Genomic DNA, 17,823 nt, shown 5'->3' on the forward strand with positions numbered 1-17,823 from the left:
CCCGTCTTAGAAAGGCAGGCCGGGAATACCGCCGCCGCCCAGGCCCTGCGCCAGCGGGCCGAGCTTCTGCTGCTGGAGGGTCTGCGCGTTCTCGTTGGCCGCCTGGACGGCCGCGACGACCAGGTCGGCGAGGGTCTCCGTGTCGTCGGGGTCGACCGCCTTCGGGTCGATCCTCAGCGCGCGCAGTTCGCCGGAGCCGGTGACGGTGGCCTGCACCAGGCCGCCGCCCGCCTGTCCTTCGACCTCCGTACGCGCCAGCTCCTCCTGCGCCCTGGCCAGGTCCTGCTGCATCTTCTGGGCCTGCTGGAGCAGCTCCTGCATGTTGGGCTGGCCACCACCGGGAATCACGATCAGCTCCTGGTTCGTAAGGCTGTCCGTACTGCTGCCGCGCGGGTGTCCGCGCGGCTTTCCGGACGGCTGTCCGGGCGGCTTGTTCCGCCTGGCACGAGCCTACGTGTTCCCGGCTGCCGTCGCCCCAGCACTCTTTCGAGTGAGATGTTGCCGAGTCCTATACCTGATCAAGACCCATGTCCGGGAGGAAAAGTGGCGAAACCAGGGCCTTAGCCACCCATTGGGCGGTAGGAAGGGGGCCGCACGTCAGCGTCAGATGTCACACCACGTCACCGCGCGCAGCGGGTCGTAGCCGGTCACAGCTGGTCGCAGTGGGCCGTAGCCGGTCGCGATCGGTCACGTTTTGTCGCGGTTTACCGCAGTCGGTGGCGCGGCGGGTCGCAGGGGTCGTAGTCAGTCGTGATCAGTAGGGAGTGCCGGGTGGGTCAGCCGGAGATGCAGCCCGAGGGACCGCCGCAGAAGGACGGGCGGGGCGAGGGCGCGGCCGGGCTGCGGCCGGGCGATCTGACCGGGCGGGCGTTCCCGCCCGGGGACTGGGGCGAGCCGGCCCAGCGGCTGGACGAGCTGTACCGGTGGGTGGAGCGGGGGGCGCTGGAGACGGCGGCCTGGTACCTCGCGGACCGGGCGTGGAAGCGGCGGGGGGCGCGGGCGCTGCGCGCGGGCGCGGCGCTGGGTGCGGTGACGGGCGCGACGCTGCCGCTGCTCGGCCTGACCGGGCTGGTGGGCGGGGTCGCCGCCTGGGGGTATCTGGCGCTGCTGCTCGCGGTGGCGTGTGTGACCGGGGACCGGTTCTTCGGGCTGACGTCGGGGTGGATGCGGGACGTGGCCACGGCCCAGGCCGTGCAACGGCGGCTCCAGATGCTCCAGTTCGACTGGGCGTCGGAGAGCGTCCGGGAGGTGCTCGGGCCGGCCGACGGCACGGCGGGCGAGGCCGCCGAGCGGTGCGTCGGGGTGCTGCGCCGGTTCTCGGAGGACGTCACGGAACTCATGCGGGTCGAGACGGCGGAGTGGATGGTGGAGTTCCGGACCGGTTCGGCGCCGCTCGGCCTCCAGTCGGCGCTGCCGGTCCAGGGGCGGCCGGAGGGGTCGGTCGTGCAGGGGCGGTTCCCGATGCCGCCGGGGCCGGGCACCCGCCCGAACATGCCCCGGCAACGGCCGCCGGAGCCACGGTGATCACCCCGACCTCGTGTACGTCAGCTCCTCCCCGTCGGTCGTGTCGACGCGCTGGAGCGTGCCGTCCGCCAGCAGGCTGATCTCGGTCGGCCGGCCGGGGGTGCACGAGGAGGGCGGTGTGCCCGAGGTGACGTTCGAGGCCCCGAACTCCAACGGGCCGTTAGAAGTGGGCTGTTGGGTCAGCTCGGCCGCGAACTCGCAGTGGTACGAGGGCCCTTCGGCGACGAGCGTGAGGACGTCCTCGCCCACCTTGCCCTGGCGGATGGTGAGTCGGCGGGTGTTGTGCCCGGCGGCGTTGTCGATGACCGAACTCCAGCTCCCCAGATAGGCGTTGGGCACGCCGGCGCCGACGGTCCCGGTGGACGACGGCGCGGCGTTCGCGTCCTCGGGGCCGGTGGGGGACGCGGGCGGCGCGGTGGTGGCGGGGCTCTTCGAGACGGTCGTACGGCCGCCGTCGTGGGTCTCGCCGCCGTCGTGCAGCAGCGCGTAGACCGACCCGCCCGAGCCGAGCGCGACGACCACGGCGACGACGACCAGCAGCGCGGTGGACCGCCCGCTCCGGCGCGGGTCCTCGTCCGAGGCGGCACCGCCGTACGGATACCCGTAGGCGGCGGGTCGCGGGTCCCGCGGCGGATATCCGTGGCCGCGGCCGGGCTGGGGGTGCTGCCGCGCGGCCCCGTACGGGGGGCTGCCGCCCGCCGGCCGCTCCCCCGCTGCCGCTCCTCCCCCGGCCGCGCCCGGGACCACCGTGGCCTCGTATCCGCGGAACGTGCTCCCCTGCTTCCCTGCCGGAGCCTGCTCGGCGAATCCCTGCGGGGCCGCTACGGCGGGGAGGTCCTCGGGGAGGGGCCCGTGCTCGGGGGACGCGTGGGGGGAGGCATAGGGGGACGCGTGGGGAAATGTCTCGCGGGATGCCTCGCCAGGGGGCGGTTCCCCGCCGGGACCGAAGACCGGGGCGGGACCGGAGGCCGGGGCGGTGGTCGTCGGGTGGGCGGTGGTCGTCGGGTCCCCGGGGGCCGGGCCGAACTCGGTTCGTGGGTCGGGGACTTGGGCCGCCGCTGTGGTGGAGGACGTGTCGGGCTCGGTCGTCTCTGGCACGGGTCGCGTCCCCGCCGGCTCCGTCCCCGCTGGCTCCGTCCCCGCCGGTTCCGTTTCCGCCGGTTCCGTCCCCGCCTCGCCCGGCGGGTCCTCCGTGTTCAGCAAGTGCACGGCGTGGCGGCCCAGTTGGGCGACGAGGGAGGCGGGGAGCCAGGGGTCGTGGGCGCGGCCTCCCGAGACCGTGTCCTCCGCGCCGGTGCGGGTCAGGATGTGGTCCGGGGTGGGGCGGGCGGCGGGGGCCTTGCGGAGGCAGTCGCGGACCAGGTCCGCGATGCTCTCGGGGACGCCGGTGAGGTCGGGTTCCTCCTGGGCGATGCGGAACATCAGCGCGTGGACGCTGCTGTCGGCGGTGCCGAACGGCAGCGTGCCGGTCGCCGCGTAGACGAGGAGGGAGCCGAGGCAGAAGACGTCGCACGCGGGGGTGACCCGGTCGCCCCGTACCTGCTCGGGGGCCATGAAACCGGGCGATCCGACGAGCGAGCCGGTGCGGGTGAGCCCGTCCCCGTCCGCCGTCTCCAGGGCCCGCGCGATCCCGAAGTCGATGACCCGCGGCCCGTCGATGGTCAGGAGCACGTTGGACGGCTTGAGGTCGCGGTGGATCAGCCCGGCGGCGTGGATGTCCCGGAGCGCGTGGGCGAGTCCGGCCGCGAGGATCCGTACCGACCGTTCGGGCAGCGCCCCGTGATCGTGGCCGACGATCTCCTGGAGGCTGGGGCCGGCCACGTACCCGGTCGCCACCCACGGCACGTCCGCCTCGGTGTCCGCGTCGAGGACGGGCGCCGTCCAGTACCCGCCGACCCGCCGCGCGGCGGCGACCTCCTGCCGGAACCGTGCCCGGAACTCCTCCCGCGCGGCCAGTTCCCGGCGCACCAGCTTGACGGCGACCGTGCGCCCCCGGTCCGACCTGGCCAGGTAGACCCGGCCCATGCCGCCGGCGCCGAGCCGCGCGAGCAGCCGGTACCCGCCGATCCGGTGCGGGTCCCCCGTCTCCAGCTTGTCCACGACCGCGCCGCCTCCCCGAATCCCCCGATACGCGCCTGTGCGACAGAGCGAGAATAGTGCGGGGACGTCACCGGGTGAGCCGGGCGATCTCCACGGTTCCGTAACAGGCGGCCCGCCCCGGCCGGGCCCCCGCCGGGCTCCGTACCGCGCCACCCCCGACAACCTGTCGACGAATCCCGGTGACCGCAGACAGACCGCCGATTCCGTTTCCGCATCGCGGACATTTACGCTCACCCGCATGACCCCTCAGCCGAATCCCCGGGCCGGCGCCGCCGTGAAGGCCGCGGACCGCGCGCACGTCTTCCACTCCTGGTCCGCCCAGGAACTCATCGACCCGCTCGCCGTCGCCGGCGCGGAGGGCTCGTACTTCTGGGACTACGACGGCAAGCGCTACCTGGACTTCACCAGCGGGCTCGTCTTCACGAACATCGGCTACCAGCACCCGAAGGTCGTCGCCGCGATCCAGGAGCAGGCCGCGACGCTGGCCACCTTCGCGCCCGCCTTCGCGGTCGAGTCCCGCTCGGAGGCGGCCCGGCTGATCGCCGAGCGGACGCCGGGCGACCTGGACAAGATCTTCTTCACCAACGGGGGCGCGGACGCGATCGAGCACGCCCTCCGCATGGCCCGGCTGCACACCGGCCGGCCCAAGGTGCTGTCGGCGTACCGCTCCTACCACGGCGGCACCCAGCAGGCGATCAACCTCACCGGCGACCCGCGCCGCTGGGCCAGTGACAGCGGCGCGGCCGGGGTCGTGCACTTCTGGGCGCCCTTCCTCTACCGTTCCCGGTTCTACGCGGAGACCGAGGCGCAGGAGTGCGAGCGGGCGCTCGAACACCTGGAGACGACGATCGCCTTCGAGGGACCGGGCACCGTCGCCGCGATCGTGCTGGAGACGATCCCGGGCACGGCCGGGATCATGGTTCCGCCGCCCGGCTATCTCGCCGGGGTGCGGGAGATCTGCGACAAGTACGGGATCGTCTTCGTGCTGGACGAGGTGATGGCCGGGTTCGGGCGGACCGGTGAGTGGTTCGCGGCCGACCTGTTCGACGTCACCCCCGACCTGATGACCTTCGCCAAGGGGGTCAACAGCGGGTACGTGCCGCTCGGCGGTGTCGCCATCTCCGGCGCGATCGCCGACACCTTCGCCACCCGCCCCTACCCGGGCGGACTGACGTACTCCGGGCACCCCCTGGCGTGTGCCGCCGCCGTCGCGACGATCAACGTGATGGCCGACGAGGGCATCGTCGACAACGCCGCGGACCTGGGCGCCCGGGTCGTCGAACCGGCGCTGCGCGCCCTGGCCGACCGGCACCCGAGCGTCGGCGAGGTGCGCGGCGTCGGCATGTTCTGGGCCGTCGAACTCGTCCGCGACCGTGCGACGCGCGAGCCGCTGGTGCCGTACAACGCGACGGGCGAGGCGAACACGCCCATGGCGGCGTTCGGTGCCGCCGCGAAACAGCACGGCCTGTGGCCCTTCATCAACATGAACCGCTTCCACGTCGTCCCGCCGTGCAACGTGAGCGAGGCCGAACTGAAGGAGGGCCTCGCCGCCCTGGACACGGCGCTCTCCGTCGCGGACGAGTACACGCGGGCGTAGGCCCGGCGGGGTGCCGCGGCCGGTGCCCCGATCCGGGCATCGGCGGTGTGCCGCGGCCGGTGCCCGGATCCGGGCAGGGCGGGAGTTCGAACGCGTAAGGTGGCGTGCTCGTAGTCATATGCGAGTACGCCATCGAACGCGACGAGGGAGACGCTCCGACCATGCCCGGCAGCAGCGGCAACGGCGCCGTGACCCGCAGCACCCTGCGGCAGCAGATCGCCGACGCTCTCCGCGACGAAGCGCTGGCGGGACGGCTTCAGCCGGGCCAGGAGTTCACGGTGAAGGAGATCGCGGAGCAGTACGGCGTCTCCGCGACCCCGGTCCGTGAGGCACTCGTCGAACTCTCCGCGCAGGGCCTGCTGGAGGCCGACCAGCACCGCGGCTTCCGCGTGCACGAGTACTCGGCCGACGACTACCGGGGCATGATCGAGGCCCGCAGCCTGGTCACCGACGGCATGTTCCTCGCCCTCGTCGAGAGCCACCCCGCCTTAGACCGCGTCGAGGACCCCCGGATGGTCGCCGCCCTCGCCGGCGTCCGGCGCCGCGGCGAGGAGGCCCAACGCGCCGCCGTGGCCGGTGATCTCACCGTGCTGATCGGCTACGACCTGCGGTTCTGGCGCGAGTTGGGCGCCCTGTTCGGCAACGCCTATCTCGCCGACTTCCTGCACCGGCTGCGCGTGCAGTCCTGGGTGTGCATGGTGCAGCAGCTGCGCCGGCTGACCGATCTGCGCGGCCAACTCTGGTCCGAACACACCGAGTTGGTCGACTCCCTGGCGCGCCGGGACACCACGACGGCACGGGCCGTCGTCGCCGCGTACAACCGGCACTCCCTCGCTCTCATCGAGCGGCTGGCCGCCTGGTGACCGCTGCGACGGAGGCCGTCGACCTGAGCGTCGTCGTGCCCGCCTTCAACGAGGAGCGGCGGCTCGGGCCCACCCTCGACGCGATCACCGCCTATCTGCACGCCAACGAGGGCCGTTTCGGCGCGTGGGAGGTCGTCGTCGCCGACGACGGTTCCACCGACGGCACCCGGGACGTCGTCACCGCCCGCGACGACGCCCGTGTGCACCTGGTCACCAGCCCCCGCAACCGCGGCAAGGGCCACGCCCTGCGCCTCGGTGTCGCCGCCTCGCGCGGCGGCCGGGTACTCGTCACGGACGCCGATCTGGCCGCGCCCATCGAGGAGTTGGAGAAACTCGACAAGGCGCTCGGCGAGGGACACACGGCCGCGATCGGCTCCCGCTCGGTGCCCGGCGCGACCATCGAGAGCCGCCAGCACCGGCTGCGTGAACTGCTGGGCCGGGCCGGCAACTTCCTCATACGCGCGGCCGCGGTACCCGGCATACGCGACACCCAGTGCGGCTTCAAGCTGTTCGACGGCGACCACGCCCGCGAGGCCTTCGCCGCCTCCCGGCTCAACGGCTGGGGCATAGACGTCGAGGTCCTCCAGCACTTCCACCGCTCCGGCCGGCCGATCGCCGAGGTCCCGGTGCGCTGGGCCCACCAGAGCGGCTCGAAGGTACGGCCGCTCGACTACGCCCGCGTCCTCACCGAACTCGGCCGCCTGCGCGCCCGCTCCGTGCGCCCCGTCGACGCCCTGGTCCCCGTCCTCTTCCTGCTGATGTCGGTGGCGCTCTACTCGGGCCGCTTCTTCGACCCGGCCCACCGCTATCTGGTGGACTCCCTCCAGGACCAGAACCAGTGGGAGTGGTTCTTCGCGGTCACCGCGCACAACGTGGCCCACCTCCACAACCCGTTCTTCAGCGATCTCCAGGGGTTCCCCGACGGCGTGAACCTGATGGCCAACACGGTCATGCTCGGCCTGTCCGTGCCGTTCACGCCGCTCACCCTGCTGGCCGGCCCGGCGGTCGCCCTCAGCGTCTGCATGGCGTTCGGCCTGGCCGCGACCGCCGCCGCCTGGTACTGGCTGATCGTGAAGCGCGTCGTACGCCAGCGGGCCGCCGCCTTCGTCGGTGCCTCCCTCGCGGCCTTCGCCCCGCCGATGGTCAGCCACGCCAACGCGCACCCCAACTTCGTGATCCTTTTCATGATGCCGCTGATCATCGACCGCGCCCTGCGGCTGTGCGCGGGCACCAGGGTCGTACGGGACGGGGTCGTGCTCGGCCTGATGGTGGCCTACCAGGTCTTCCTCGGCGAGGAACCCCTGCTCCTGGCGTCGATCGGCATGGTGCTCTTCGCGGCGGCCTACGCGGTCGTCCGCCGGGACGTGTGCGGAGCCGCCTGGCGTCCGCTGCTCAAGGGGCTGGGGGTGGCGGCGGCGGTCTGCGCGCCGATCGTCCTGATCCCGCTCTACTACCAGTTCGCGGGACCGCAGAGCTATCGCAGCGTCCTGCACGGTGACAACTCCGGCAACAGCCCCCTCGCCCTGCTCTCCTTCGCCGAGCGCTCGATGATGGCGGGCAACGCGGCCCGCGCCAACGACCTCTCCCCCAACCCCACCGAGCAGAACGCCTTCTACGGCTGGCCGCTCGCCGCCCTCGCCTTCGCGATCGTCGTACGGCTGTGGGAGCGGCCGGTGGTCAGGGCGCTGGCGTTCACCGCGGCCGGGGCGGCGGTGCTCTCCCTGGGGCCGACGTTCCAGATCCCGCTCACGCACACCGTCTACCCCGGCCCCTGGGCGTTGCTGGCCCACCGGCCACTCTTCGAGTCGGTGATCGAGGGCCGGGTGGCGATGGTGTGCGCGCCGGCCCTGGGCATGCTGCTCGCGATCGCCGTCGACCGGCTCGCGGCGACCCGCGAGATGGGCACGCAGTACGTCGGCCTGCTCGCCGTCTGCCTGTCCCTGCTCCCCCTGATCCCCGCGCCGCTGAAGGCCGTGGACCGGGCGGCGGTGCCCGCGTTCATCACGGACGGCACCTACAAGTCGTACGTCCGCGCCGACGAGTCCCTCGTCCCGGTGCCGCTGCCCGACCCCGGCGCCGCGGAGGCCCTGCACTGGCAGACCGCCGCCGGCCTCGGCTTCAAGGTCCCCGGCGGCTACTTCAACGGCCCCTACGGCCCCGACCGCGTCGGCATCTACGGCGCATCGCCCCGGTACACCTCCAACCTGCTGCGGGACATCCGCTACACCGGCGTCGTCCCGACGATCGGCACGAACTGGCGGGCCCAGGCGAAGGCGGACTTCGCGTTCTGGCACGCGGGTGCGGTGGTGCTCGCGCCGCAGCCCCACGACGACAAGCTCCGCTCGGCCCTGGACCAGCTCGTGGGCCGTCCCGGCACGTGGGTGGACGGGGTGTGGGTATGGGACCTGCACAGGGGGAGCTAGGCCGGGGCCGCACCGACTACGCTTCCTTGACCACCATGCGAACACCACGCTGCGCAGTGAGTACTCAAGGAGCCCTCTTTTGGCCTGTGACCTGTGGCTGGTCCCGCTCGTGGACATCCTGTGCCACACCCCCGACAACCCCTTCGCCGACGAACTCGCGCTCTACAACTCGCTGCTCGCCGAGGCCGGGCTCCCGCCGGTGCCGGTGTACCAGTACATGCCGGGCCTCTCCGGCGAGGTGGCCCCGGTGGCCGGGTTCGACTACGACGCGCTGCACTTCCTGCGCCGGGCGTACCTGCTCCAGGTCTGCGGACTGCCGGTGACCCCCGTGGACGAACTGGGCGGCGACTACGAGCAGTTGCTGGAGATGTTCGAGGCGACGGCACAGCAGTCCCACCTGGTCTGGCACTACGACCACGCGGGCGCCTACGTCCCGGTCGACTTCCCCCACCCGCTCGCCAACGACGAACTCCTCGCGGGCGGCGGCCCCTTGGGCTCCTCCCAAGCCCTGCTCCGCGAGCTGATGGTGGTCGCCCCCTCGATCGGCATCGACCCGGCGAACCCCCCGGCGGCCCCCGAACCGCCGTCGGCGCCCACGGAGTTGGAGGAGCCGGCCGGCCCCGCACCGTACGACCCCAGCCCCTTCGCCCGCGAGCGCCACGTCTGGCTGAGCCTGCACGCGGCGGCGACACGCAGCCTGGCCCAGGGCTCGATGATCGTGTTCAGCTAGGACCTGTCCGGTCGATCATGCGAGCCGTACAGGCCGTTCGGTCGCTGTCGTCGGCAAGTTCTGCGAATCGCACCCGGACGGGCGGGTCATGCGCGACACTGCGACCCCTTGCGAAGCAGAGGGGGCACCATGACAGAGATGGATCATCAGGCCCTGGCGGCACGTCGGAACGGCGACGTCATGCTGATCCGGCACGTGCCGGCAGGACAAGACGTCGCCAAGGTGCAGGCGGCCATCGAAGCGGCCGGATGGACTCTGGCCAGCTCAAAAGAGCACGGCGTCTTCAAAAAGAGGACTGTTCTCGCTTTCGCTGCCGCCGACTAGACCTGTCCGGTCGATCACATGCGTAGCCGGACGGTGAGGGCTGCCGCTGTCGCGGTGCCGAGGTAGACGTAGCCGCGCTTGTCGTAGCGGTGGCGACGGCTCGGAACTGTTTCCAGCGGTTGATCGCCCGCTCCATGGTGTTGCGCTTCTTCAGGCGGTTCTGGGCGCCGCGGCTACTGCCGGCAGGGCGTCCGCGCGCACCGTCCCACCGCCGACCGCCGACCCCCGCGTCAAAAGGGGCCGAAATAGCAGTCACATGATCGACCGGACAGGTCCTAGCGGGTCTTGGCGAGGCCTCTCTCGACGTCCTCCGGGGTCATCACCGGGGTGTAGGTCAGCTCGGCGCCCAGGTTGTGGAAGAGCGGCTCGCTGATCGACGGGATGTCGGAGGGGTCCTCCAGGTCGAAGAACAGGAAGGCGGTGCGCTTGCCGCCGTCAGCGGTGAAGTAGGCCGCCTCGGGCTTGATCTGCTCCATGGTCTCCTGGACCAGTTTCCCGAGGGTGCCGTGCTGGGCCGCCTCGCTCGCCTTCTCGGTGTCCATGGACGCTCTCAGCATCATGCGCATCGCAAGTCACCTTCTTCTGGTCGATGTGCACAGATGGACGACCTTATGATATGCCCGATATGCGCGTAATGCCCCCTGCCGTTCGATGGTGAGCCCGAGAGGAACCTCCGCGGACAGGCCGGGTTCGGCCGTCGGGCGGGATGCCTACGCGAGGGCGGGGCGCCCCTGCAACAGGGCGCGGGCCAGTTCGCCGCCCCGCCGCGCGGCCTCGCGGTACGCCGTGGCGCCGGGCTTGCGCGACTCGCCCCCGGCGGTAGCGACCGGTGCGGCGGCGGGAGCGGGAATGGGAGCGGGCGGGCACTTCCGCCGCGGCCGGTTCTCGACGATGGCCCCGGGCGAGTACATCCGTCGCGGCAACCCGTCCGTCGGGGCCGCCCGCACCTGCGCGCTCGTCGCGCCCCGCTCCCGCCATTCCTCGACCAACGGCGCGAGCCGCACCGCGTCGGCGGCGCCGAGCGTGAGCCGGGGCTCGGTACGCCCCAGCGAGCCGAGCAGCTTCGCGGCGAGCGCCGTGCGCTCGCTCAACTCGGCCTCGGGCGGCGGGGAGGGCGGTTCTTGTTCCCTGGTCTGTTCTCCCGAAGGGAGAGCGTCCGACGGCGCGTCGGCCAACTCGCCGGAGGCCAGGTTCTCGACTTTCTCTTCTTCACCCGCAGGCGGCCCATCCTCGTACGGAGTGTCGAAAACCTCGTACACGGTGAAGAGTTGGCCGCTCTCCGGGTTCTTGCGCACCACCCGCCGCAGATACCGCGAATCCTCCAGCTCATGCAGGGCGGCGGCGATCCGCGACCGCCCCTCCTTGCGCTGGTCGGCGAGTGTGCGGATGGTGACGCGGGCCTCGCCCGGGAGGCTCAATAGGTACGTCAGTACGCCGACCGCGCACCAGGAGAGGCGGGTGTGGACGAACTGGCCTTGGACCATCGGGCTGTAACGCCAAGTCAGCGGCCAGGTAAGACCGTCGAAGGCCGGGACCGGGATGTACGCGTGCGGTTCGGTAGTTGGACGGAATCATTGGATACACGAGGTCCGCCATCAGCGCGATGAGGACGTGCGCGACATCGCGCGCCAGTGGATGCTGAAGGAGAAGCACCCGGCACGCTTCCGTGGATTCGCCGTGAGGGGGCACCTTCCTCGCCCCCTCCCCACCCCTCGCCCTAAAAAGCGTGACACTTTCAGCTGAACCGACACGCTTTCCGCCTCGCACCCCTCCCCCCTCGCGTCCTTCGCGGTCCTGCAAGAGGACCGCTGTCCTCCGCTGCGGAAGGGAAAGCATCGCCAACTCGAACTATCCCAACCACACCGTGCAGACCCGGGCCCTGCACGCCTACCTGCGCCGGCGCAACGCCAACGCCCGCCACCGCGACGTCCTGGCCGCCGAACGCAAGGAACGCGCCCGCGTCCGCAGCGAGAAAGGCATCCGCTGGGGCGGACGCCCGCTCACGACGGCAGCCTGAACAACCCTGCAAACCACAGCTCACGACCTGTCCAGGCACCGCCCGCGCTGGCCACCGTGTACCGCGCGACGCTGGACGCGCTGGCAGCGCACGGGCCCCGGCGCGCGGGTGTGACGCACATCGCGCGGCTGGCCGACACCAACCGGCCGTTCATCTACCGGAACTGGCCGACACCGTACGTGCTGCTTCGGGACAGCACGCTGCGGGAGTTGAGACGCGTGCTCGATCTGGCCCGGGAGGTGCCGGGGCCACCGTCGGCACCGGAGTGCTTGAGCCAGGCCGTGCACGCCTGCCTCGGCCTGCCGCTCGCCTGCCCCGACTGCACGCCCCCGTTCTCCCCGGACGCGGGACCCGACGGACCTTGAAGCGACGGACCGACCCCCTACGGACCCCGACGGACCCTGCACCGACGGATATCCGACGGAACCTCTGTGGACATGGACCGAGCGGGCCACCGAGTGGTGCCGGTGACCCGCCCGCTCGTCGGCGGCCCGCTCGTGAGGCGGCCCGCCCGTGAGGTCGGTCAGAAGACCGGCGTACCGTTCTGCGTCAGCTTCCAGTTGACCGCCGCGAAGTCGGCCGGGTTCAGGCTCCCCTTCGAGGTGACGTAGTCGATCATCAGCTGGCGGATCTCGTTGGTGGAGCTGTAGGCGATGTCGGCCGAGGCGATGTGCGGGTAGCCGCTGCCGCCGTTGGCACGGTAGTTGTTGACCGCGACCACGAAGACCTGGTCGTCGGCGACCGCAGCGCCGTTGTAGGTGAGGTTCTTGATGCGCGAACCCTCCGCCTGGGCGATGTCGATGTCGTAGGAGACACCGGCCGCCGTGTCGTACATGTAGTCCCAGAAGCTGTTGGCGTTGGTCAGCGTCGCGGTGTCGACCTTCGTGCCGGCCGGCACCCGGAGGTAGTACTTCGCGGCGTACTCCAGGTAGTCCTTGAGCTGGGCGCCGGTGAGCTTCTTCCCGTAGAGGGTGTTGTCGTAGATGTAGAGGCCGGCGATGTCCTTGATGGTGACGTTCCCGGCGGGGATGTCGGCGGTGCGGGAGAAGGGCGCGGCGACCGAGATCAGCGGAAGCGCCGCGTCGGACGCGGAGAGGCCCGCCTTCACCGCCGCCATCTGGACCTCGTGGATGAAGTCCATGATCGGCACGTCCTTCCAGCAGGACTCCGCCGCCGAGAGGTCGGCGGTGCAGGTGCCGACGGTTGTGTTGACGTACTTCACCACCAGTTCGTGGTCGGCCTCCAGGAGCTTCTTGATCTCCGGGTCCTCGTCCACGGTGTTCGGGTTGAGGGTCTGGGCCGTCTTGCCGGTGACCTTCCACTGGCCGCGGACGAGTTCGAGTTCGAAGTCGAAGACGCTCAGGCGGTAGCCCCAGCAGTACGGCTCGGAGAGCAGGACGTCCGCGCCGGTCTTCTCGTTCTTGACGGTGTAGGAGGGGATCTCGACGTGGGTGTGGCCGACGAGGATCGCGTCGATGCCCGGGACCTGCTCGGCGACGAGGTTGGAGGCGTTCTCGACGTAGGGGAGTTCGTCGCCGTAGGAGGAGGAGCCGTCCAAGCCGGAGTGGTCGGTGAGGAAGACCACGTCGCAACCGAGGGCGCGCAGGCGCGGCACGTACTTCTTGGCCTGCTCGACGAGGCCGGGGAAGACCATCTTGCCGCTGACGTTGTCCCGGTCCCAGATCGCGATGCCCGGGTTGGTGAGGCCGAGGATGCCGACCTTGATGTCGGGGGCGCCGGGGACCCGGATGCGCTTCACGGTGTACGGCGCGAAAGCGGGGCGCAGGGTCTTGGCGTCCAGGGCGTTGGCGCCGAGCAGCGGGAAGTGACACTGGTGCTCGAACTTGCGCAGGACGTCGATGCCGTAGTTGAACTCGTGGTTGCCGAGGGCGGCGGCGTCGTAGCGCATGTGGTTCATGGCGGTGGCCATCGGATGCCTGGCGCCGCTCGTGATCGGGTCCACGCGCGCGAAGTAGTAGCCCAGGGAGGTGCCTTGGATGATGTCGCCGGCGTCGACGAGGAGGACGCGCCCCTCACCCTTCGCCTCGCGCTGCTGCTTGATGAGGGTGGCGACGCGGGCGACGCCGACGGAGTTGCCCTTGGCGTCGGAGTAGGCGGCGTCCCGGTAGTAGTCCCAGTCGAAGATGTGACTGTGCAGGTCGGTGGTGCCCAGGATGGAGAACGACCAGGTCTTCGGCTTGGGTTGGGGCTTCCCGTGGCGGTCGGCCGCCGCGGCCGGCGTCGCCGCGGCCGTCCCCGCGACGGCGACGGCCGCGCCGGTCACGGCCGACTTCTTCACGAACTCCCGGCGGTTCAACGGATTGACGGGCATAAGGGCTCTCCTGGGCTGGGATGGCTCGGGCTACGGCGGAGTCGTGCGGGACGTACGCGGCGGGCTACACGCGTAGATCGTGGTCGCCCGTTGCCCGCGCGAGAACCAGTAAATACCCATGTCCGGGTCAAGGATGGGTATGGCACGACAACGCCCCCGGAGCGGCCGAAGCCACGCCGGGGGCGCTGAATTACCGTGCGGGAAACGCTAGATGAACGAGTTGATCTCGATCGTCTCGGTGCGGCCCGGGCCCACGCCGATCGCGGAGATCGGGGCGCCCGACATCTCCTCCAGGGCCTTCACGTACGCCTGCGCGTTCTTGGGGAGGTCGGCGAAGGTCTTGGCCTTCGTGATGTCCTCGCTCCAGCCGGGCAGGTTCTCGTAGACCGGCTTCGCGTGGTGGAAGTCGCTCTGCGAGTACGGGAGTTCCTCGACGCGCCGGCCGTCGATCTCGTACGCCACGCAGACCGGGATCTGCTCCCAGCCGGTGAGGACGTCGAGCTTGGTGAGGAAGAAGTCGGTCAGGCCGTTCACGCGGGTCGCGTAGCGGGCGATGACCGCGTCGAACCAGCCGCAGCGCCGGTCGCGCCCGGTGGTCACCCCGCGCTCGCCGCCGATCCGGCGCAGCGCCTCGCCGTCCTCGTCGAAGAGTTCGGTCGGGAAGGGACCGGAGCCGACCCGGGTGGTGTACGCCTTCAGGATGCCGATGACCCGGCTGATCTTCGTCGGGCCGACGCCGGCGCCCGTGCAGGCGCCGCCCGCGGTCGGGTTGGACGACGTGACGAAGGGATACGTGCCGTGGTCGATGTCGAGCAGCGTGCCCTGGCCGCCCTCGAAGAGGACCACCTTGTCCTGGTCGAGCGCCTGGTTGAGCACCAGGACCGTGTCGGCGACGTACGGCTGGAGCCGGTCCGCGTAGCCCAGCAGCTCCTCGACGACCTGGTCGACCGCGATGGCGCGACGGTTGTAGAGCTTGGTGAGCATCTGGTTCTTGGCGTCGAGCGCCGCCTCGACCTTCTGGGTGAGGATCGACTCGTCGTAGAGGTCCTGGACGCGGATACCGACGCGGTTGATCTTGTCCGCGTAGGTCGGGCCGATGCCGCGGCCGGTGGTGCCGATCTTCCGCTTGCCGAGGAAGCGTTCGGTCACCTTGTCCACAGTCACGTTGTACGGCGTGATGATGTGGGCGTTGCCGCTGATCAGGAGCTTGGACGTGTCGACGCCGCGCTCGTTCAGCCCGTTCAGCTCGGAGAACAGGACCGACGGGTCGACAACGACACCGTTTCCGATGACCGGAGTGCACTCCGGTGTGAGGATCCCGGAAGGGAGGAGGTGGAGGGCGTACTTCTGATCGCCCACGACTACCGTGTGGCCGGCGTTGTTGCCGCCCTGGTAGCGCACCACATAATCCACCGAACCACCGAGCAGGTCGGTGGCCTTTCCCTTGCCTTCGTCACCCCACTGAGCACCGAGCAGCACAAGTGCGGGCACGCGCGTACACCCCTTCCGGGCGGGGCATGTCCAAGGTCAGGGGCGTACGCGGCACGGCGTGCGCCTCGTACACCGGCGACCCTCGTCGGCCGCCGTCGGCCGTCGTCGGCCGCGAACCCGTCGGACCCGGATGCCCCGGAATAGACGAAGCCCCTGGCGCAATGGCGCAAGGGGCTCTTGCACAAAGATGTTACCCGAGGAAGCGAGGCATGGCCGAGGTGGCGACTTTCGCGACTCACGATCAGCTGCTGGTCGTCATCGATCCGGTCGCCCGGCACACCGATGGGGAGTCCGTCCGTATCGCGAAAGACGTGCTCAGCGCGGGTGCCGCGACGAAGGTGTGCCTTCCGGAGGGGCCCGAGGAGTTCGCCCGCGCGCTGGCGCGGCGGGGCTCGCGCCGGCCGGTGGTCATCGGCGACGACCGGGCGCTGCTGCGGGCCGTGTCGCTGCTGCACCGGCGGCGGGAACTGGCCGAATGTGCGCTGTCCATGGTTCCGGTGGGGGGCGCGCTGACCCTGGCGCGCGCCCTGGGCGTGCCCACGGACGCGGTGGCGGCGGCTCGGACGGTCCTGGACGGAGCCGTACGACGGCTGGACCTGCTGGTGGACGACAGCGACGGGGTGGTGCTGGGGGCGCTCCGGATACCGCCGGCCCCCCCGGCGCGGGCTCCGCGGGTGGAACCGGTGACGTCGTCGTCCGGGGCGGGCCATCCGTGGCTGGCCGACCATCCCTGGCTGCGCACCTACCAGTCGCTCGTACGGACCCTGGTGCCCGCCCGCCCGCACCGGCAGCCCCTCTCCTCCGTGCCCCGGCCCGGTCCGGCCCGGCTGCGGGTCGAGGTGGACGGGGTGACGCTGGTCGACCTCGACCAGCCGGTGGCGGGGATCCGCGTCGTACCGGGGGCTTCGGGGCTCGCGGAGGTGGAGGTGCGGCCGGCCTCGGTGGGGGCGGAGGCGTCACCGCTGCGCGCGAGCGGGCGGACGGTCACCGTCTCGGGGGCGGACTTCCGTTACCGGGCGGACACGGCGGTGGCGGGACCGGTACGGACCCGGACGTGGGTGGTCCGGCAGGGAGCGTGGGGGCTCACCTTGCCGCCGCCGAAGTGAGCACCGGGATGAGCACCCAGATGAGCACCGGGTCGACCGTCTCAGTGACCGCCTGAGTCCGCGGCCGGTGCGGTCAGAGCGTGACGCTCAGCCCCTCCAGCCCCCGGATCACGAAGTTCGGCTTCCGCGTCGGCTCCTCCGCCAGGCCGAGGGCCGGGGCTCTCTCCAGCAGGGCCGTCATCGACGCGGCGAGTTCGATACGGGCCAGCGGGGCGCCGATGCAGTAGTGGATACCCGCGCTGAAGGAGATGTGCGGGTTGTCGGCGCGGGCGAGGTCGAGCCGGTCCGGGTGCGGGAAGACGGCCGGGTCGTGGTTGGCGGAGCCGAAGAGCATGGCGATCTCGGCACCCCGGGGCACGGTCGTGCCGTCGATCTCGATGTCGTCGAGCACCCACCGTTCGAAGAGCTGGAGGGGAGTGTCGTAGCGCATCAGCTCCTCGACGGCGGAGGGGACCAGCGAGTGGTCGGCGCGGAGGGCGGCCAGCTGGCCGGGGTTGCGGAACAGGGCCCACCAGCCGTTGACCGTGGCGTTGACGGTCGCCTCGTGGCCCGCGTTCAGCAGCAGTACGGCGGTGGAGATCATCTCCTGCTCGGTGAGCCGGTCCTCCTCGTCGTGGGCCGCGATGAGGCCGGACATCAGGTCGTCGCCGGGCTCCTTGCGGCGGGCGGCGATGAGTTCGCGGAGGTAGTCGGAGAACTCCACCGACGCGCGGACCGCCCGCGCCGCCGTCTCCGCGGACGGGCTCAGCTCGTACATCCCGCAGATGTCGGCGGACCAGGGCCGCAGCGGGGCGCGGTCCGACTCCGGGATGCCGAGCATCTCGGCGATCACCGCGACGGGCAGCGGCTCGGCGACCTCAGTGAGCAGATCGCCGCCGCCCCGCGCCACCAGCCCGTCCACCAGATCGCCGGCCAACTTCTCTACGTACGGCTTGAGTTGCTCCACCGTGCGCGGGGTGAACGCCTTCGACACCAGACGCCGGATCCGGGTGTGGTCCGGCGGTTCGAGGTCGAGCATCCCGTGGTCGTTGAGCGTGCGGAACGGCTCGTGCTCCGGCGGCGGCGCCGTACGGCCGAACTCCTCGTGGGTGAACCGGTGCTGGTAGGTGCGGCCCAGCCGGCGGTCGCGCAGCAGCGCCGACACGTCCGCGTGGTGCGGCACGAGCCACTGGTCGGTCGGCTCGTAGTACACGACCCGGCCCCGCTCCCGCAGCCCGGCGTAGGCCGGGTACGGGTCGGAGACGAAGCGGGGGTCCCAGGGGTCGAAGACGAGGTCGTCAGCAGCTGCCATGACCGGACGTTATCCGCCGGCCGGG

General features: G+C 71.2%; 15 protein-coding genes and 2 pseudogenes. 9 read left to right on the forward strand and 8 right to left on the reverse strand.

Translation table 11 applies throughout. The features are described from left to right. Positions 1–6: 6 nt before the first annotated feature. The gene (locus ABZT12_RS01235; protein ID WP_356375291.1) at positions 7–348 is read right to left on the reverse strand and encodes a YbaB/EbfC family nucleoid-associated protein; all 342 of its coding nucleotides are present in this window, start codon (positions 346–348) and stop codon (positions 7–9) included. A 423-nt stretch (positions 349–771) separates the two neighbouring features. Here ABZT12_RS01235 and ABZT12_RS01240 point away from each other — a divergent pair, with 423 nt between their 5' ends. Continuing rightward, the gene (locus ABZT12_RS01240) at positions 772–1,524 is read left to right on the forward strand and encodes an SLATT domain-containing protein (RefSeq protein ID WP_356375295.1); all 753 of its coding nucleotides are present in this window, start codon (positions 772–774) and stop codon (positions 1,522–1,524) included. On the opposite strand, the gene ABZT12_RS01245 is transcribed toward ABZT12_RS01240, so the two are convergent. Further along, complete coding sequence (locus tag ABZT12_RS01245; protein WP_356375298.1) at positions 1,525–3,624, reverse strand: protein kinase; 2,100 nt, start codon at positions 3,622–3,624, stop codon at positions 1,525–1,527. Positions 3,625–3,862: 238 nt separating this feature from the next. Here ABZT12_RS01245 and ABZT12_RS01250 point away from each other — a divergent pair, with 238 nt between their 5' ends. From ABZT12_RS01250 to ABZT12_RS01270, 5 genes are all read left to right on the forward strand, one after another. Beyond that, a complete protein-coding gene (locus tag ABZT12_RS01250) occupies positions 3,863–5,221 on the forward strand; it encodes an aspartate aminotransferase family protein (protein ID WP_356375301.1) in 1,359 nt (452 codons plus the stop codon). Between the two features lie 161 nt (positions 5,222–5,382). Continuing rightward, positions 5,383–6,084, forward strand: a complete 702-nt coding sequence (locus ABZT12_RS01255; protein WP_356376679.1) for a GntR family transcriptional regulator — start codon at positions 5,383–5,385, stop codon at positions 6,082–6,084. Next, complete coding sequence (locus ABZT12_RS01260) at positions 6,081–8,507, forward strand: dolichyl-phosphate beta-glucosyltransferase (RefSeq protein ID WP_356375304.1); 2,427 nt, start codon at positions 6,081–6,083, stop codon at positions 8,505–8,507. Before ABZT12_RS01255 ends, ABZT12_RS01260 begins: the two co-directional genes overlap by 4 nt. A 79-nt stretch (positions 8,508–8,586) precedes the next feature. Next, the gene (locus ABZT12_RS01265) at positions 8,587–9,237 is read left to right on the forward strand and encodes a hypothetical protein (protein WP_356375307.1); all 651 of its coding nucleotides are present in this window, start codon (positions 8,587–8,589) and stop codon (positions 9,235–9,237) included. A 129-nt stretch (positions 9,238–9,366) separates the two neighbouring features. Continuing rightward, a complete protein-coding gene (locus ABZT12_RS01270) occupies positions 9,367–9,561 on the forward strand; it encodes a hypothetical protein (protein ID WP_356375310.1) in 195 nt (64 codons plus the stop codon). Between the two features lie 14 nt (positions 9,562–9,575). On the opposite strand, the pseudogene ABZT12_RS01275 reads toward ABZT12_RS01270, so the two are convergent. The 3 genes and pseudogenes from ABZT12_RS01275 to ABZT12_RS01285 all read right to left on the reverse strand — a co-directional run. After that, positions 9,576–9,754 (reverse strand): annotated as a pseudogene (locus tag ABZT12_RS01275) (IS5/IS1182 family transposase); the annotation flags it as partial. An 82-nt stretch (positions 9,755–9,836) separates the two neighbouring features. Continuing rightward, positions 9,837–10,127, reverse strand: coding sequence for a hypothetical protein (locus ABZT12_RS01280; protein WP_356375313.1), 291 nt, complete (start codon positions 10,125–10,127; stop codon positions 9,837–9,839). Between the two features lie 144 nt (positions 10,128–10,271). Beyond that, positions 10,272–11,045, reverse strand: coding sequence for a hypothetical protein (locus tag ABZT12_RS01285; protein ID WP_356375316.1), 774 nt, complete (start codon positions 11,043–11,045; stop codon positions 10,272–10,274). A gap of 329 nt (positions 11,046–11,374) precedes the next feature. On the opposite strand from ABZT12_RS01285, the pseudogene ABZT12_RS01290 reads away from it, so the two are divergent. Together ABZT12_RS01290 and ABZT12_RS01295 are read left to right on the forward strand one after the other, a co-directional pair. Further along, positions 11,375–11,578 (forward strand): annotated as a pseudogene (locus ABZT12_RS01290) (IS630 family transposase); the annotation flags it as partial. A gap of 56 nt (positions 11,579–11,634) precedes the next feature. Then, entirely contained in the window at positions 11,635–11,943 is a 309-nt protein-coding gene (locus ABZT12_RS01295) for a TetR/AcrR family transcriptional regulator (RefSeq protein WP_356375319.1), read from the forward strand. A gap of 158 nt (positions 11,944–12,101) precedes the next feature. Here ABZT12_RS01295 and ABZT12_RS01300 read toward each other — a convergent pair whose 3' ends face one another. Further along, entirely contained in the window at positions 12,102–13,910 is a 1,809-nt protein-coding gene (locus ABZT12_RS01300; RefSeq protein ID WP_356375322.1) for a 5'-nucleotidase C-terminal domain-containing protein, read from the reverse strand. A gap of 207 nt (positions 13,911–14,117) precedes the next feature. Then, the gene (locus ABZT12_RS01305; RefSeq protein WP_356375325.1) at positions 14,118–15,401 is read right to left on the reverse strand and encodes an adenylosuccinate synthase; all 1,284 of its coding nucleotides are present in this window, start codon (positions 15,399–15,401) and stop codon (positions 14,118–14,120) included. Positions 15,402–15,610: 209 nt separating this feature from the next. Here ABZT12_RS01305 and ABZT12_RS01310 point away from each other — a divergent pair, with 209 nt between their 5' ends. Beyond that, entirely contained in the window at positions 15,611–16,507 is an 897-nt protein-coding gene (locus ABZT12_RS01310; RefSeq protein ID WP_356375328.1) for a diacylglycerol kinase family protein, read from the forward strand. Positions 16,508–16,580: 73 nt separating this feature from the next. Here the strand turns inward: ABZT12_RS01310 and ABZT12_RS01315 are convergent, their stop codons facing one another. Next, positions 16,581–17,798 carry a cytochrome P450 gene (locus ABZT12_RS01315; RefSeq protein ID WP_356375331.1) on the reverse strand — a complete coding sequence of 406 codons (1,218 nt, stop codon included), beginning with the start codon at positions 17,796–17,798 and terminating at the stop codon, positions 16,581–16,583. Positions 17,799–17,823 lie beyond the last annotated feature (25 nt).

The sequence above is a fragment of the Streptomyces sp. NPDC005423 genome, assembly GCF_040606415.1.
Classification (GTDB): Bacteria; Actinomycetota; Actinomycetes; order Streptomycetales; family Streptomycetaceae; genus Streptomyces.

What these genes read in the sequence shown, in the direction of transcription:
- ABZT12_RS01280 (WP_356375313.1), bottom strand. Translation starts at nt 10,127, where the DNA reads ATGCGCATGATGCTGAGAGCGTCCATGGACACCGAGAAGGCGAGCGAG.
- ABZT12_RS01285 (WP_356375316.1), bottom strand. Translation starts at nt 11,045, where the DNA reads ATGGTCCAAGGCCAGTTCGTCCACACCCGCCTCTCCTGGTGCGCGGTC.
- ABZT12_RS01250 (WP_356375301.1), top strand. Translation starts at nt 3,863, where the DNA reads ATGACCCCTCAGCCGAATCCCCGGGCCGGCGCCGCCGTGAAGGCCGCG.
- ABZT12_RS01300 (WP_356375322.1), bottom strand. Translation starts at nt 13,910, where the DNA reads ATGCCCGTCAATCCGTTGAACCGCCGGGAGTTCGTGAAGAAGTCGGCC.
- ABZT12_RS01255 (WP_356376679.1), top strand. Translation starts at nt 5,383, where the DNA reads ATGCCCGGCAGCAGCGGCAACGGCGCCGTGACCCGCAGCACCCTGCGG.
- ABZT12_RS01315 (WP_356375331.1), bottom strand. Translation starts at nt 17,798, where the DNA reads ATGGCAGCTGCTGACGACCTCGTCTTCGACCCCTGGGACCCCCGCTTC.
- ABZT12_RS01270 (WP_356375310.1), top strand. Translation starts at nt 9,367, where the DNA reads ATGACAGAGATGGATCATCAGGCCCTGGCGGCACGTCGGAACGGCGAC.
- ABZT12_RS01310 (WP_356375328.1), top strand. Translation starts at nt 15,611, where the DNA reads ATGGCCGAGGTGGCGACTTTCGCGACTCACGATCAGCTGCTGGTCGTC.